This is a genomic window from Cupriavidus sp. F041 (assembly GCF_057814235.1).
In genome coordinates this window covers 3,928,693-3,943,013 of sequence record NZ_JBVASY010000002.1, presented here as the reverse complement: position 1 = coordinate 3,943,013, position 14,321 = coordinate 3,928,693, and the positions used below count along the sequence as shown (strand labels likewise).

Here is a 14,321-nt window from a genome sequence, read left to right as displayed (position 1 = left end):
GGTCAGAAGCGCAGCCGTGTCACATTGTCCTCACGTCGTCCCAGCAGGCTCAACAGGCCTACCAATTGCTTCGCGGCGTCGGGGTCGGCACGGGCCGTGCCCTCGAAACGCGCGTGGCGGCCCAGGGTGCCGTTGCCTTGCAGGTGCAGCGGCCCGGCGAGGGTAGTCAGTTGCAGCTTGCCGTCGGCGCCGGCCCAGTCGATCTCGGCGCGGTAGCTGCCGAGGGGGCGCAGGCGGCTGACAGCCGATGATACTTGGTCGAGCCGCAGGGTCACGTGGCCTGTTAAGCCGGCAGCGCCGCCCGGCTTGCCGGGCTGGCCAAAGAAGCGGCCTTGCAGCGTGGACCAGTTGATGCGCATCAGTCCGTCCGGGCGCAGCGTGTTGAATGGCGCGCCGACGCCTTCGAGCAGCGATGCTGGCAGGCGGATGGCGCCGGTTTGCGCGGTCCAGCCGAATGGCGTGACCGCCACGCCCACCGGGCCGCTCATGGCCTCCGAGTGGGTCACCACCACGCGCAGGGTGCCGGTCAGCAACGGCAAGAACGCCACCGACCATTGCAGGCGGCCAGGCAGCACGGTGGCGGTCTCGCTACCGGCGCCCGCCGACAGCGCCAGGGTGGCGCTGCCTTTCCAGATCGAGCCATCGGCATCGACCAGCAGCACGCGGCGCTGGCTGCGGCTGGCGATGCTGTCGGCGATCCATGCCGCGGGAAATGCCGCTAGCACGGTCAGTGCCACGGTCACGCAGCCGAGCGCCAGCCAGCCCACGCGCCGCCAGCCGCGAGGGCTGCGGACGCGGTGGCGGGACAGCCTGAGGGCTTCCAGGCGCGCCATCAGCCGCGCCCGCCCGGGTTGCCGGTGGGGCCTTGCAGGGTCGCGGTGACATTGACCACGGCAGTGGCGCCAACGTAAACGATACGGGTATCGATCACCTTGAGGCGCTGCTGCTGGCGCACGTCCTGCAGCCAGCTCGCGACCGAGCCGAAGGGCACCTTGTCGAGCTGGACCTGCACGCTGTTGTCGCCGGTGCCGGCCAGGCGGGTGGCCTTGAGGCCATGCTGGGTGAGGCTCTCCTGCAGCGCCTGGTTCAGCGCCTCGCCGCGCAACGACGGCGCCGGGCTGGCCGCCAGGCCGCGCGCTTCCTGCGCCAGCGTTTCCATCTCGGCGAGGTCGCTGCGCAACTGCGGCAGGCTGCGCTGCAGCTTGGCGCGCCCTTCGGCGGCGGGCTCCCACAGGACGGTATAGCCGATGACCAGCGCCAGCACGGCGCTGCCGCCAGCCAGGATGGCCTGTTCACGCGGATTGCGCGCCGACCAGAATGCGTCGAAACGCTCCTGCCAGCGCTGCGGCACGCGCGGGCGCAGGCGCGCCAGGCGCTCCGCGGTGCGCGCCCGGGCGCCTGGGCCGCGCTTGGCGGCGCCAGGGCCGGGTTTCGATGCGGTGTCTTTCATCATGTTCACTTGGCGGTCCGCGCTCACAGGCTGGGCTTGATCGACCAGCGCGTACCGGCCGGTGCGTTGCCGCGCGAGGGGTCGGGTGGGCTGTTGTCGGCTTCCATGGCCAGGCCGGACTGGCGTGCCGCGCTGCGCAGGGCGTCGGTGTCGGTGCCGGGCTTGAGCGTGGCGAACAGGGCATGCCCGCGGTATTCGAGCGCCAGCAGCGCGTCCGGCGCGAGCTGGCTTGCGGCCTGGCTGAAGCGGTCGGCCAGCGGCAGGAAATCGTCAGGCGTGCTGCGGCCGCTGGCCAGGCGGAGCTGTTCGACCTGGCGGCGCATCTGCAGCGGCGGGTCAATCACCACCGGAATTTGCGGGAAGGCGCTGCGCAATGCCTGTTCCTGCCCGGCCACCAGCCGTTGCTCTTCCTGGCGCAGCAGCAGCCAGTGGGCGTTCATGCCGATCAGCTGGACTACCATCAGGCCCGCAGCCAGCGCCAGCGGCAGGCGCCAGGCCTTGAGGTTCCAGCGATCGGCGCGGCCCTGGGCGAATTCGAACTGGGCCAGGTCGAGAGAGGGCTCGCGCAGGCTGGCCTGCGCCCCTTCGATCCATGCCTGCCAGTCCAGCGGGTGCGCGCCCTGGGGCGCCACCTGCGCCATGGCTTCCGGCGATGCGTACCACTCACCGGCCGGGGCGAGTCCCTGCCAGGCACCCAGCGCATCGGAACCAAGCAGCAGGCCGTAGCCTGCGTACTCACCGCTGCGCACAGTCAGTTGCCAGTAGCGCGAGATATCGGCCGGTGCGAAACCCTCCGTTTCGAACAGGGGGGACGCGCTGGTCAGGGTGGCGGCTTCAAGCGCCAGTGCCGCCATGACCGCGGGGGCCGGGGCATCGGCATCGGCGCCAGCCGCTGCTTCAGCGGGAGCGGCCACTACCGCCAGCGGCAGGCACAACTGTGCCGGCAGCACATGGCGGCGGCGGTAGCGATGCTCGGCAAAGGCGTCCAGCACGGCGCGCAGCCAAGCGCGGTCGGTCACCATCAGCAAGCGACGGCGCGAGCCGCTGGCGGCCTTGCCCGTCACCGCATCGAGGACGGGGCCAACGGCGATATGGCAAGGGTGGGCGTCGGTGGCCAGCACTTCCTCGACCAGGTTCGGCAGCGCCAGCTTGAGGCGCGCCGGCGCCAGTGGCGGCACCATGGCGCCGGTCAGCAGAACGTCGCTGGCTGCCATGATCAGGACCAGGTGGTCGGCGGCAGGCAGTTCGGCGATGGCAGCGTGGCCTTCGCGCAACAGCTGCCCGGCCGTTTGCGGGCCATGCCGGCGGTCGCGCTCGGCGACGGCCGTGCGCACCAGGGCAAACGGCAGGGCACCGAAGTGCCAGGGTTGCGGCTGGTCGTGCGGCCGATGCGGCAGGCGGACGTACAGGGTGGTGCTCAAGATTTCCTTGCTACTGCGCCAATCACGGCGTCATTGAACGATAGCGGGGGCTGGTGACCCTGCAGCGGACCGCGCCGCATGCATGACAGACGCCCAGCCTGGCTGCCGGCGGCACCGTACAGGCGGAGCGCCAGGTCCATGGGACCACGGTTCCGCCGGGCCGGAGCATACCTTGCCTGTGTGACGAATTGGCGTCAATACGTATCTGTCAGACTTCAGTTGGCAAACGCTCGAAAAGCGCGCCGGCAGGCGTCGCCGGGGACGCCTGGACGCTTCGTCACGGCACGGACAGCGGCGTTGCCTCGTGCCTGGAACCACACCCGTGGCCGCGGCGGGGGGCGCCTCAACGCTGCTCGGGCATGCGGTCGATATCGCGCACCCAGACCACCCGGGTGGTGTTGGCGTTGCCCAGCACTTCGCCGCGGTAGACCAGCGAGACCTGCATGCGGCTGGCGCGCTCATGACGAATCAGCCCGTAGACGAGGAAATAGTGGGTGCGCACGTCCAGCGTGCTGGTGGCGGCGTTCGGGTCGGCCTGCGGCGCCAGCGTGCGCAATTGCGTCTGCAGGTCGCCGATATTGTTGAAGAAGGCGCGGTCGCGCTGGCGCACCAGTTCGCGGGCGCGGTCCAGCGGCAGCTTGTCGATTACCGCAGTCAGTACTTCGGCCTCGGCGGTGTTGGCATTGACCAGCGTGCGCTCGGGCAGCACATCGACGAAGGGCGTCAGCGTGGCCACGATAGCCGGCGTGTAGCCCGGGATGGCGAGCAGGTCGTTGACGTCATCGGGTGAGCGCAGTCCCCGCTGGCTGTCGCTGCTGTTGCCATTGTTGCCGCCGGCGGCACTCAACAAGTAGCGCGCGGTTGGCTCGGCCAGCGCCACGCTCAGGCCCAGCGTCTGCAGCAGGCGGCGATAGATCGCCAGGCTGGGGGCGTCGATGGTGGCGACCCGGCCCTGCGCTTCGCTGGCTGTCCATAGCACCAGGTTGCTGAGGTTGAAGCGGGCCTGGGCGTCAAGGATGCGGCCAGACAGGAACGAGGTCTCGCCCTCCTGGTCGGTACGCAGCGCGGCGCCCAGGAAGTCCGACAGGCGGGTTTCGGCGATCGGTACCGCCCAGGGCTCGCCCAACTGATCCACGTTGGTGCGGCGCTGGTCGTCGCGCAAGATCAGGCGGGCCCAGTCGACGGCCGCGCGTTCGATCCAGGTCGCCTGGGCCAGCAGGCGCTGGTTCTCGATCGAGCGGATCTGTACCTGCTGCCGCCATAACATGCCGGATACCACCACTACCGCCAGCGTGACCACCAGCAGCGCCGTCACCACGGCGGCCCCGCGCTGGCGGCGCCTTGTCAGCACAAGGGGAGCGGGGCGGCGGGCGGTTGCCGCCCGCGCGGCCACGAGATGGCGTGTGCGCTTGCTCATAGGCCGGTCATGCAGATCTTCTGGAAGCGCCGCGGCGTGTCGCCGTCGCCCATGCGCGCCGTCAGGTTGAGTTCGATCGCGCGCACCACCGTGGTGGCCACGCCCGGGCTGGCGCTTGCGCCCGAGGCAGCCACCGCGCTGGCGCTGGCGTTGCCGCCAAGCAGGGCCGCGGCAATGCGGCCGTTCTCGGTCTGCCAGCCGCCCGGCTCGATCCAGGCGCGTGCCGACAGGCTGTCCGCATCGCTGACCAGCGCCCGCGCGAGGTTGCCGCCGTCGTTGGCCTGGCGCAGGGTAATCATCGCGGTCCGCACCGCGTTGCGGCTGTCCGCTGGCGGGCTGGCCACCCGCACCACGGTATTGCCGTTGAGCCGGTAGACCACCACCTGCCATTGCGTGGGGCGGCCCTCGTCGCGGCGGTCGCGCACCATCAGCACCTGGCCATTGCCAAATTCGACCGGGCTGGTCTGCAGCAGGGCCGGGCTGGCCAGATGCTCGCAGTCTGACTGGAACTGGCCGTACAGCAGCTTGAGGGTATTGAGGCGGTTGTCGTGGTCGGTCAGCCGTTCGCGGCCGCGCGTCATCGCATCCAGCCCGCGCCAGGCGATCACCGCGATCACCGCGAGCAAGGTGATGGCCACCAGCATTTCCAGCAGCGTGAAGCCGCGCGCGGCTGGCCGCCCGAATGGCCGCCTAAAGCAGGTTGCGCGTTTCATTGGGGACGATGGTGACGAGCCAGGCAAGGCGCACGGATTTGTCGGCGCCGGACGGGTAGACCGCAATCTCAACGCGGCGGAAAGACGGGTTGGGCGTGCCGGAGATAGTTTCTTCGCAATACAGTTCGACGCCGCCCTGCGGGCAAGCGTAGCCGCGCGTGCCGGGTTCGGGCCAGGTCTTGGACAAGCGCAGGCTGGCGAGGTGGTTCTCGGCGCTCCACTCGGCCAGCATGCGGGTCTGCAAGGAGGAGCCGGCCTCGATCATCGACCCCATCGCACGCATGGCGGCGGTCAGCGCCACGGCCAGGATGGTCAGGGCGACCAGTACCTCGATCAGGGTGAAGCCGTGCGCGGGCAAACACCGGTGTTTGGGGGGGGACCGGAAGGACGGGGATCGGAGCATCATGGCGTGCTGGCGAAGTAGCGCCCGGTTCCGTCGGCGGCCACGTCGACGCGGATGTCGCCGCGCACCAGCACTACGTGCTGGGGGCCGTCGATCAGCTCCCGCCCGAACACCAGGCGGGCGCCGGTGTTGCCGCTGCCGCCTTCGGTCACTGCCACGCCGTCGAGCGCCAGGCGCCACTTGGCGGGCGCGAATACATCGGTCAGAGGGATCCATCCGGCGGGTGTGGCTTGCAGGAAACGCCAGCCGCCGGTATCGGCCTCCCAGGCGATCGGCCGGGCACGCAGCTGGGCTTCTTCCTGTGCCAGTTCGAATAGCCGCGCAATGCGCTGTCCGTCGTCCAGCACACGGCCGCGCTCATTGGGCGAGGCATTGACGGCGACCAGCGAGATCACGATGCCGGCGATCACCATCACCACCAGCAGTTCCAGCAAGGTGAAGCCGCGGTCGCCGTGTGATCGCCGTCCCTGTGGCCAGGTGCTCATGGCTGCGCGCCCGGCCCGGATCATGGCGTTGTTACCTTATTCCCAGTTGCCGATATCGGCGTCGTTGGCGCTGCCGCCAGCCTGGCCGTCGGCGCCGAAGCTGAACACGTCGATCTCGCCGCGCACGCCGGGGTTCAGGTACTGGTAGGGATGGCCCCAGGGATCCTTGGGCAGCTTTTCCAGGTAGCCGCCGCCTTTCCAGTTGTTGGGAACCGGCTCGGTGGTGGGCTTGGCCACCAGTGCGGCAAGGCCTTGCTCGGTGGTGGGATAGCGGCTGTTGTCGAGGCGGTACAGCTTGAGTGCCTGCATGATCGAGGAGATGTCCTGGCGCGCTGCGACGATACGGGCTTCATCGGGGCGGCTCATGATCTTCGGGACCACCAGCGCGGCCAGCACGCCAAGGATCACGATCACGACCATGATTTCGATCAGGGTGAAGCCGCGGGCGCGACGACGGCCGAGGCGGGGGGAAGAGTCGGAGAAGTTGGCAACGATCCTACGCATCATGGTTAGCCTTATGGAATTTCTGGCGGAGCGCCTGCTTTTCTTCTTGCGCGTGGCGGCGATCCGGTTAGTCAAACAGTATAACCGCCAGAACATGACGACATTGTGAGCGAGTGCTTGCATGTTCACCGACCTCGAAACGGCCGCGGCGGCAGCCGCTGGCGCCAGGCCGCCGCCCGGGGCCGGTGTGGCGCGGGCGTGCGTGGGGCAGACAGCTGTCATACGGCTCTGGTAGGCTTGGTGCTTTCACGCCCAGCTTACCTACCTCCGTGCAACTATCCCTGCGGCCCGCCCTTCGCTTCAACCCCTCCGGCCTCTGGCTGCCGCGACTGGCCGGGCTCGTGCTGTTCATCGCGCTGTGCGCCCTTGCGACCCGCTGGGCGCTCACCTTCGGCGCGATGAAGACCATTCCCGTGCCGCGCGCGGCGCGCGTGGCGCAGACCGAGGCGGTGGAGACCGGTGCGGCTGGCACGCTGTTTGGCGGCAGCGCGCAGTCCGGCGTGCGCGACGTGCAGGTGATCGGCGTGGTCGCCGATATCGGCAGCGGTGCTGGCGCGGCCATCGTCTCGCTCGATGGCGGTCCTCCCAAGGCGGTGCGCGCGGGCACGGCGCTGTCGCCGCAGATCCGGCTGACGGAAGTACGCGACCGCGCGGTCGTGATCGAGCGCAACGGCGTGCGCCAGGAGATCCCGCTGCCGGTCCCGGCCATCGTCAGGCATGGCCCGGCAGCCCCGGCGCAGCCGGGGCTGCCCTCCGGCGCCGCCGCGCCGCTTTCGACGCCGATGCCGGCCACGCCCGTTGCTGCGCCGCCGCAATCCCAGCCGGGTGGCGGCAATGAATCAACTAGCGTTAAAGACTGACTTGTAACGGCGGCGTGCTGACTTACTTACCGCAACTTTCAATGGCTTACGCGGGCGGCGTCCAACTGTGACCTGCGTAACAACGTATTAGATGGACCAACTTTCCGGCCTGCCCTGCGTTCTAATCCTTACCAGTCCACTGAGACGAAAAAGGAGCAAAGACATGCAAGGCAATCTCAAGACGCGTTCGATCCGGAATTTCATGGCCGCTTCGGCGGTGTTCCTGGCGATCGGCGGCACGGCTTTCGCCCAGACCGCCGCGGCCCCGGCAGCGCCCGCACCCGCACCTGCGCCAGCACCCGGAATGGACGGCGGCATGCATCACCATATGGGCCATGGTGGCGGCATGTGGCTCAAATCGATCGATACCGATGGCGACGGGGCGATTTCCAAGGCCGAAGCCGACGCGCTGTTCAACAAGATCGACACCAATCACGACGGCAAGCTCGACAAGAACGAACTGGCGGCTTATCACAAGGCGAACTGGGAGCAGCGCCGGGCCGAGATGCAGGCTGAGTTCGAGGCCCGCTTCAAGGCGGCCGACAAAAATGGTGACGGCGCGCTGACCAAGGCTGAAATGCAAGCCGGCATGCCTCGCCTGGCCAAGAACTTCGATCAGTTGGACACCAACCATGACGGCAAGGTGACGCTGGACGAGATCCGCGCCGGCATGAAGAAGATGCACGACCAGCGGATGCAGCAGATGCCCCGCAATAGTCAGCCCAATCCGACGGCACCGTCGAGCCGCGGCGGCTAAGGCAGGACGCACGGCGCGACGCGCCGTGTGAAAAAGAAAAGGCGCGGCCGGACTGGCCGCGCCTTTTCTTTTCGCGCTTGCTGATGACGCGCGCCAGGGCGCGGTTGGCCAAGCCCGTGTTGGCACCATCCTTGCCTTCCCAACGTTCGGCCAGGTGGATCAGCGGATCGCAGCTGCTCCTGGCGGCCTGAATGTTCAATGCCGCCTGGTCCCAGGCGCCCAGTTCCAGTGCACGGTGGCAGGCGGAGGCAGCGTCTTGCACCCGGAAGGCGATCGCGTGGGGCGATGAAGCCGGGGGGACGGCCTACCCATCCACAAAAAATTGCGTACTTGTGCACGATTTGCTAAATTTGCGCAAAAAAATTGCCGACAAACATATTGCGGAGCAACAATATCGTGAGCAAGGTGGAGCTGGACAAGATCGACAGGAAGATCCTGGAGGTGCTGCAGACCAACGGGAGGTTGACCAACCTGGAAGTGGCCGAGCGCGTGAACCTGTCGCCCAGCCCCTGCCTGCGGCGCATTCGCCGGCTGGAGGAGATCGGGGTGATTCGCCAGTATGCCGCGTTGCTGGAGCCTGGCAGGATCGGGTTGGGGCTGCTGGCCTATATCAATGTACGGCTGGAGAAGCATGGCGGGGCGCCCAAGGGCAAGGCACCGCTGGATTTGTTCCGCGCCTCCATCGCCATCTGGCCGGAGGTGGCCGCCTGTCATGCAATGACGGGAGAGATGGATCTGCTGCTCAAGGTCTATGTAGAAGATATGGAGCACTTCGCGCGCTTCATGAAGGACGATTTGCTGGCCCATCCGGCGGTGATCGACGTGCGCTCGAGCTTCGCGCTCGAATGCATCAAGGACACCACGGCGTTGCCGGTACCGGGCGGCTGATCCATGCCGCAGGCGCCAGCACCAATGAAAATGGCGCGCCGGGTGGCGCGCCATTTGAACGTGGCCGGTTGGCGCTGACTCAGGCGGTACGCTTTTGCGGCACCATCGAGCGCCAGAAGCGCAGGCCGAAACGGCGTGCATCGCGAAGATTGCGGCGCAGCATGTAGTCGAGGTCGGCTACCTGCTCGTCAAGCGCTTCGGTCAGGCGGCTGACCGTATCGGCGGGCGGCAGTTCGAGGTAGGCGTCGGCCTCGCCATAGGCGTATTGCACTTTCATGCCGGCCTTTTTGGCGATGTGCATCATGGCGGCATTGCGCGACAGGCAGTGCATGTACAAGGTGCGCACATTGCTGTTGCGGCCGTGCATGGCGGCACGCTCGAACAGTGAGCTGCCGATGCCGCGGCCACGGGCACTTTGCGACACGGAGACGCCGAACTCGGCCACGCGGCCCTGGGCGTTGTCGCGCAGGTTGGCGAAGTGGCCCACGCCGATCAGCTCCAGGTGTTCGTCGTAGACGCCGAAGACAGTGTCGTGGTCGAAATCGATGCTGTCGACATAGGCTTCGATCACATGATCGCCAACCGACTGGCCAAAACGGAGCAGGCGATCCTCCTCACCCAGGGCGAGGAAATGCTTGAGCAGGCGCGAGCGGTGATGCGCTGCCAGCTCGCGCACCAGGGTGGTGGGGCGCTGCGAGGCCTGCGCGGCTGCGGCTGCACGGCGGAGATCTTCGTCGGATACGGCCCCGACGGCCTTGCTCAGTTCGAGCGGATTCACTTTGTTTTCCTTGCGACGTATTCAGGTATAAAAATAGCACTCAGCGGGTGTTTATCCATGCACTTTCGACAATTGGCGCGAGAGGTGAGGGCAAACACTATCTTGCTGCAACGCAAAAAGTATTGTAGTGGAATTGTCAGTTCGACGTAAAGTTAGGCCCGTGAGAAGCTTGTGCGATTTTGTAAATTTCGTATAAATCTATGTAAATCAATGGGTTATGGTGATATCGAGAGGGTGATTCCGGCATCGCGTTGTGGGTTTGCTGCAACGCCGCATTCCTTTCTGTTCTACCACCAGCCGCCGTTTGTACCTTGAACCGGCGTGCCAGCGCCGGGTTGTCCGCATTGTTTTGTGATTCATGCGGCATTTCTTGCCGTGTGCCCTTCGTTTTGCAGTACGTTTTTCAGGATTTTTCGTGGATCCCAAGGCAGAGCCCCCGATTCTCGTCATCTATGCCCATCCCCGGCCGCATCTGTCTCGCGTCAATCGTCCCCTGGCGACAGCGCTGAAAAGCCTGCCCGACGTCACCGTGCACGATCTCTATTCCAGCTACACCGACTACGACATCGATGTGGTCGCGGAGCAGCGCGCGCTCGCGCGCGCCGGCACGCTGGTGCTGCAGTTCCCGGTGCAGTGGTACAGCGTTCCGGCCTTGCTCAAGCTGTGGCTGGACGAAGTCCTGGAGAGCGGCTGGGCCTACGGTCCCGGCGGGACGGCGTTGCGGGGCAAGTCGTTGCTGGTGGTGGCCAGTACCGGTGGCCATGCCGACTCGTACGGCACCGATGGCGCACACGGCCACAGTATCGAGGAATACATGCTGCCGCTGGAGCAGACCGCCGTGCTGTGCGGCATGAACTGGCTGGCGCCGCTGGTCCTGCATGACGCCAACCAGGCCGATGCCCGGACGCTGGCCGATCACATCGGCCGGGTGTCCGGCGTATTGGGCGGCGCCGCGCGCGTTGCCGCAGGCTGAGGAGCGCGCCATGGAACAACACGATTTCCTGGTGGCGCTGGTGGTCTTCCTGATCGCCGCCGTGTTGGCCGTGCCGGTGGCGCGGCGGTTCGGCCTGGGCGCGGTGCTCGGCTACCTGCTGGCGGGCGTGGCGATCGGCCCGTGGGCCCTGCGGCTAGTCACCAATGTCGAATCCATCCTGCATTTCTCCGAGTTCGGCGTGGTGCTGATGATGTTCGTGATCGGCCTGGAACTGGAGCCCAAGAAGCTGTGGGCGTTGCGCCGCGTCATCTTCGGCTACGGCGGCGCCCAGATGGCCGCCTGCGCCCTCCTGGTCGGCGGCGTCGCGGCGCTTGTCGGGGCGCCGTGGCAGGTGGCGCTGGTGGCGGGCCTGGGGCTGGCGTTGTCGTCCACCGCGATCGCGTTCGCCACGCTGTCGGAGCGCAACCTGTTCGGTACGCCCGCGGGTGCGGCCAGCTTCGGCATCCTGCTGTTCCAGGACATCGCCGCGATCCCGATGATCGCACTGTTGCCGCTGCTGGCGGCCGGGGGCGCCGAAGCCGGCGTGGCCGGGACGTCCGGGGCGGCAGGATGGCTCGGGGCGGCGAAGGCGGTCGGGGTGATCGGCACCGTGGTGGTGGGCGGGCGCTACCTGGTGCGGCCGGCGCTGCGTTTTATTGCGCGAACCGATATGCGTGAGATGTTCACCGCCTTCGCACTGCTGCTGGTGGTCGGCATCGCCCTGATGATGGACGCGGTGGGATTGTCGATGGCGCTGGGCACCTTCCTGGCCGGCGTACTGCTGGCGGACTCGGAATATCGCCATGCGCTGGAGGCCGACCTGGAGCCGTTCAAGGGCTTGCTGCTGGGCCTGTTCTTCATGGCGGTCGGCATGTCGATCGACTTCGGCGTGCTGACGCAGGCGCCGGGCCAGGTGGCTGCCCTGGTGGTTGGCTTCGTGCTGCTCAAGACGGTGGTGCTGGCCCTGCTGGCGCCGCGCTTCGGCATCGCGCGGGGCGAGTGGCTGCTGTTTGCACTGTTGATTTCGCAAGGCGGTGAGTTTGCCTTCGTGGTGTTTGGCGTGGCGGGAGGCGCGGGGCTGCTGCCGGCGCGCACCGAGGCACTGCTGGTGCTGGTCGTGGCGCTGTCGATGGTGGCTACGCCGCTGCTCCTGCTTGCCTACGACAGGCTTGTGGCGCCCCGGCTGGCCCGCCTGGCGCGCCGTCCGGACGATGTGATCTCGCCGCAGGACAACCCCGTGCTGATCGCCGGCTTCGGCCGCTTTGGCCAGATCATCGGCCGGCTGCTTTATGCCCAGGGGATCGGCGTGACCGTGCTGGACCACGATCCCGACCAGATCGAGTTCCTGCGCCAGTACGACTTCAAGGTCTTTTACGGCGATGCCACCCGCATGGACCTGCTCGAATCCGCCGGCGCCGAGCGGGCGCGCATCCTGGTGGTGGCTATCGACGGGATGGAGGACAGCCTGGCGCTGATCGACAGTGTGCGGGCGCGATTCCCGCACCTGGAAATCTATGCGCGGGCGCGTCATGTGTCGCACGTCTACCAGCTAAAGGACCGCGGGGTGAATTTATTCGAGCGCGAACTGTTCGAGGGGTCGCTGATGCTGGGACGCCGCGTGCTGGAGGGACTGGGCTACGATCCCACGCATGCGCGCTCGCTCGCGCTCAGGTTCCGGCGCCACAATATCGCGGCGATCGATCGTTTCTACCCGCATTACACCGACCAGAAAAAGCTCGTATCGCTGGCGCGCCAGGCGCGCGACGAACTGGAGGAAATGTTCCGGCAGGATCGCGACCAGCGCCGCCGCAAGGAAGAGGAAGACTGGTCCTGATACAACGGGCGCCCCGCTGGCGCTCGTTGTATCAGTATGCCTTACGCGGCACTTCCGATCTGCCTGGTCGACGTTCCGGTGGCGTGGGTGCCCGGCAGCCCGCCTGCGAGCAGGTCGATCACCATCTCGGCGAATTCCGCGTACGACAGCTTGCCGCCAGGCTTGAGCCAGGTGAAGGTCCAGTTGATCATGCCGAACACCGTCATCGTCAGCGCCGCCTGGTTGTCGCGGTTGACGCGTTCCGGGTAGGCCCGGCGCAACTGCCGCGAGAAGGCGGCTACCACGTCGCGCTCGCGCCTGAGGATCTGGTCGCGCTGCTCTTCGGCGAGGAACTTGACGTCGTTGATCAGGGCGACGTGCCGGGTTTGCGAGGTTTCGTACTCGGCCAGGAAGGCCCGGATCAGGTTGGCGAAGCTTTCCCGCTCGCTGCGCCCCTGGCGCTCGGCCTCGGCGTCGACCTCGGTCACGATCAGCATAAGCCGGCGCGTGTAGCGGTCAAGCAGGTCGAACAGGATCGCTTCCTTGCTCTCGTAATAGTGATAGAGCCGCGCCTTGGAAGTACCACAGGCGGCGGCCAGATCGGCCATCGAGGTGCTGGGGTAGCTGCTGGCGGCAAAGGCGGCGGCGGCCAGTTCCAGGATCTGTTCGCGCTGCGCCTCGAAATCGGGTGCCTTGGTACGGGCCATGGAGACGTTTGCTTTTCTTCTTCTTAATCGCCGCCGGCGGACAGATTGCGGCGGAGCTCGCAGGTCTGCAGCGACTCGGCGTTGCCGCGCAGCACGAGCTGGCCGGCACCGATCAGTTCGCGGCAGCGCCAGAACACAAACCAGTCGCTGGCCAGAAGGCCTTCGATGGCGCCCATCACGCCGCCCACCACCAGGGCGGCCGGCGCCCATTCCAGCGGGGCGCGCTCCAGGATCACTTCATCGACCGTGTGATAAGCCGCGGGCACCAGCGTATTGCCTTTCCACAGGCGCACGTCGGCGTTTTCCTTGACGTTCTGCTGCCACTCGTAGCCCAGGCGACCCAGGCGCAGTACCGAGACCGGCGCAATGGTGGAGAAGCGCCGCGCCAGGCGGGCCGCGGGGTACATGCCGATAGCGGCCAGATTGCCGCTCGCTGGTACTTCCAGTTCGCGCAGGTCCATGGCCACTTCATTGATGCGCTGCGGCGACTGGTAGAGATGGAACACCACACGGCGCAGCATCAGCTGGTCGGATGCGCTCTGGCCGTGCCAGATGGCGACTTCCAGCTCATCCTTGCGCAACTTGTGCAACTGGTCGAGCGCCTGGTGCATTTCTGCGGCGAAGTCGATGTCGCTATAGGGCGCCACGCGCTGCCAGAAACCGGAGCGGATGAGTCCGCTGCTGTCGACGTCGGCAAGTGGACCGACGGCGAGGTCGTCGCGAAGCACGACGACCGGGTCGGGCCGGGCGGCCTGGGCGAGGGCTTGCCGTAGCGTGTTGCCCGCTACGTCGCCGTTGACGACATGGATGTATTGCATGGCCGTGATTGTATATGGATGCGCCCAGACTCTGGCATGAAACGCAAGGGCCTTGCCGGATCGTTCTGGGCGCCTTATCCCTCCCGCATGCGCTTGGCTGCGCTTCCGTCGCCTGCGCTGACGGCGGCGCGGGCCAGCGCCGCGCGCCCTGGCGCTGGTGGAAGGATTCTTCCTTGCAGATGCGGTTCACGGCGCGTCCCGCGTGCAGCGCATCGAACATGTCCTCGCGAGAGGCATCGAGCGTCGCGTCGGGAAATCGTAGCCGCCCCATCGGTCTATATAACAGTAAGAGGCACTATGCACGCGGTGCCTGGTAGCGTCGGCGGCGTTAACG

16 protein-coding genes are annotated in these 14,321 nt (G+C 66.9%); 5 read left to right on the top strand and 11 right to left on the bottom strand.

The window, feature by feature from the left end:
• Positions 1-2 precede the first annotated feature (2 nt).
• The 8 genes from ACZY0R_RS35590 to gspG all read right to left on the bottom strand — a co-directional run bounded on the left by ACZY0R_RS35590 (position 3) and on the right by gspG (position 6,393).
• Complete coding sequence (locus ACZY0R_RS35590; protein ID WP_488865075.1) at positions 3-833, bottom strand: type II secretion system protein N; 831 nt, start codon at positions 831-833, stop codon at positions 3-5.
• Complete coding sequence (locus tag ACZY0R_RS35585; RefSeq protein ID WP_488866365.1) at positions 833-1,450, bottom strand: type II secretion system protein M; 618 nt, start codon at positions 1,448-1,450, stop codon at positions 833-835. Before ACZY0R_RS35585 ends, ACZY0R_RS35590 begins: the two co-directional genes overlap by 1 nt.
• Positions 1,451-1,473: 23 nt before the next feature.
• Positions 1,474-2,871: a type II secretion system protein GspL gene (gene gspL, locus ACZY0R_RS35580; protein ID WP_488865074.1), complete on the bottom strand. Its 1,398-nt coding sequence runs from the start codon at positions 2,869-2,871 to the stop codon at positions 1,474-1,476.
• A gap of 343 nt (positions 2,872-3,214) precedes the next feature.
• Positions 3,215-4,288, bottom strand: a complete 1,074-nt coding sequence (gene gspK, locus ACZY0R_RS35575; protein WP_488865072.1) for a type II secretion system minor pseudopilin GspK — start codon at positions 4,286-4,288, stop codon at positions 3,215-3,217.
• Positions 4,285-5,001, bottom strand: coding sequence for a PulJ/GspJ family protein (locus ACZY0R_RS35570; RefSeq protein WP_488865070.1), 717 nt, complete (start codon positions 4,999-5,001; stop codon positions 4,285-4,287). Before ACZY0R_RS35570 ends, gspK begins: the two co-directional genes overlap by 4 nt.
• Entirely contained in the window at positions 4,979-5,407 is a 429-nt protein-coding gene (gene gspI / locus ACZY0R_RS35565; protein WP_488865068.1) for a type II secretion system minor pseudopilin GspI, read from the bottom strand. Before gspI ends, ACZY0R_RS35570 begins: the two co-directional genes overlap by 23 nt.
• Positions 5,404-5,889 carry a GspH/FimT family pseudopilin gene (locus ACZY0R_RS35560; RefSeq protein ID WP_488865067.1) on the bottom strand — a complete coding sequence of 162 codons (486 nt, stop codon included), beginning with the start codon at positions 5,887-5,889 and terminating at the stop codon, positions 5,404-5,406. The genes gspI and ACZY0R_RS35560 overlap by 4 nt, the downstream gene beginning before the upstream one ends.
• Before the next feature lie 36 nt (positions 5,890-5,925).
• The gene (gspG, locus tag ACZY0R_RS35555) at positions 5,926-6,393 is read right to left on the bottom strand and encodes a type II secretion system major pseudopilin GspG (protein WP_045239261.1); all 468 of its coding nucleotides are present in this window, start codon (positions 6,391-6,393) and stop codon (positions 5,926-5,928) included.
• 269 nt (positions 6,394-6,662) lie between these two features.
• Here gspG and ACZY0R_RS35550 point away from each other — a divergent pair, with 269 nt between their 5' ends.
• The 3 genes from ACZY0R_RS35550 to ACZY0R_RS35540 all read left to right on the top strand — a co-directional run bounded on the left by ACZY0R_RS35550 (position 6,663) and on the right by ACZY0R_RS35540 (position 8,898).
• Positions 6,663-7,253 carry a hypothetical protein gene (locus ACZY0R_RS35550; RefSeq protein ID WP_488865065.1) on the top strand — a complete coding sequence of 197 codons (591 nt, stop codon included), beginning with the start codon at positions 6,663-6,665 and terminating at the stop codon, positions 7,251-7,253.
• Between the two features lie 163 nt (positions 7,254-7,416).
• Positions 7,417-8,010 carry an EF-hand domain-containing protein gene (locus ACZY0R_RS35545; protein WP_488865063.1) on the top strand — a complete coding sequence of 198 codons (594 nt, stop codon included), beginning with the start codon at positions 7,417-7,419 and terminating at the stop codon, positions 8,008-8,010.
• Between the two features lie 396 nt (positions 8,011-8,406).
• Positions 8,407-8,898: an Lrp/AsnC family transcriptional regulator gene (locus tag ACZY0R_RS35540; protein WP_035862473.1), complete on the top strand. Its 492-nt coding sequence runs from the start codon at positions 8,407-8,409 to the stop codon at positions 8,896-8,898.
• A 79-nt stretch (positions 8,899-8,977) separates the two neighbouring features.
• On the opposite strand, the gene ACZY0R_RS35535 is transcribed toward ACZY0R_RS35540, so the two are convergent.
• Positions 8,978-9,676 (bottom strand): GNAT family N-acetyltransferase, encoded by a 699-nt coding sequence (locus ACZY0R_RS35535; RefSeq protein ID WP_441635630.1) that lies wholly within the window; start codon positions 9,674-9,676, stop codon positions 8,978-8,980.
• 415 nt (positions 9,677-10,091) lie between these two features.
• Between ACZY0R_RS35535 and kefF the strand changes: the two genes are divergently transcribed.
• The gene (kefF, locus tag ACZY0R_RS35530; protein ID WP_488865060.1) at positions 10,092-10,649 is read left to right on the top strand and encodes a glutathione-regulated potassium-efflux system oxidoreductase KefF; all 558 of its coding nucleotides are present in this window, start codon (positions 10,092-10,094) and stop codon (positions 10,647-10,649) included.
• Between the two features lie 10 nt (positions 10,650-10,659).
• A complete protein-coding gene (gene kefC / locus ACZY0R_RS35525) occupies positions 10,660-12,483 on the top strand; it encodes a glutathione-regulated potassium-efflux system protein KefC (protein WP_488865058.1) in 1,824 nt (607 codons plus the stop codon).
• A gap of 41 nt (positions 12,484-12,524) precedes the next feature.
• Here the strand turns inward: kefC and ACZY0R_RS35520 are convergent, their stop codons facing one another.
• Positions 12,525-13,169: a TetR/AcrR family transcriptional regulator gene (locus ACZY0R_RS35520; protein WP_488865056.1), complete on the bottom strand. Its 645-nt coding sequence runs from the start codon at positions 13,167-13,169 to the stop codon at positions 12,525-12,527.
• Between the two features lie 23 nt (positions 13,170-13,192).
• Positions 13,193-13,987, bottom strand: a complete 795-nt coding sequence (locus ACZY0R_RS35515) for a DUF1835 domain-containing protein (RefSeq protein WP_488865054.1) — start codon at positions 13,985-13,987, stop codon at positions 13,193-13,195.
• Positions 13,988-14,321: the final 334 nt, after the last annotated feature.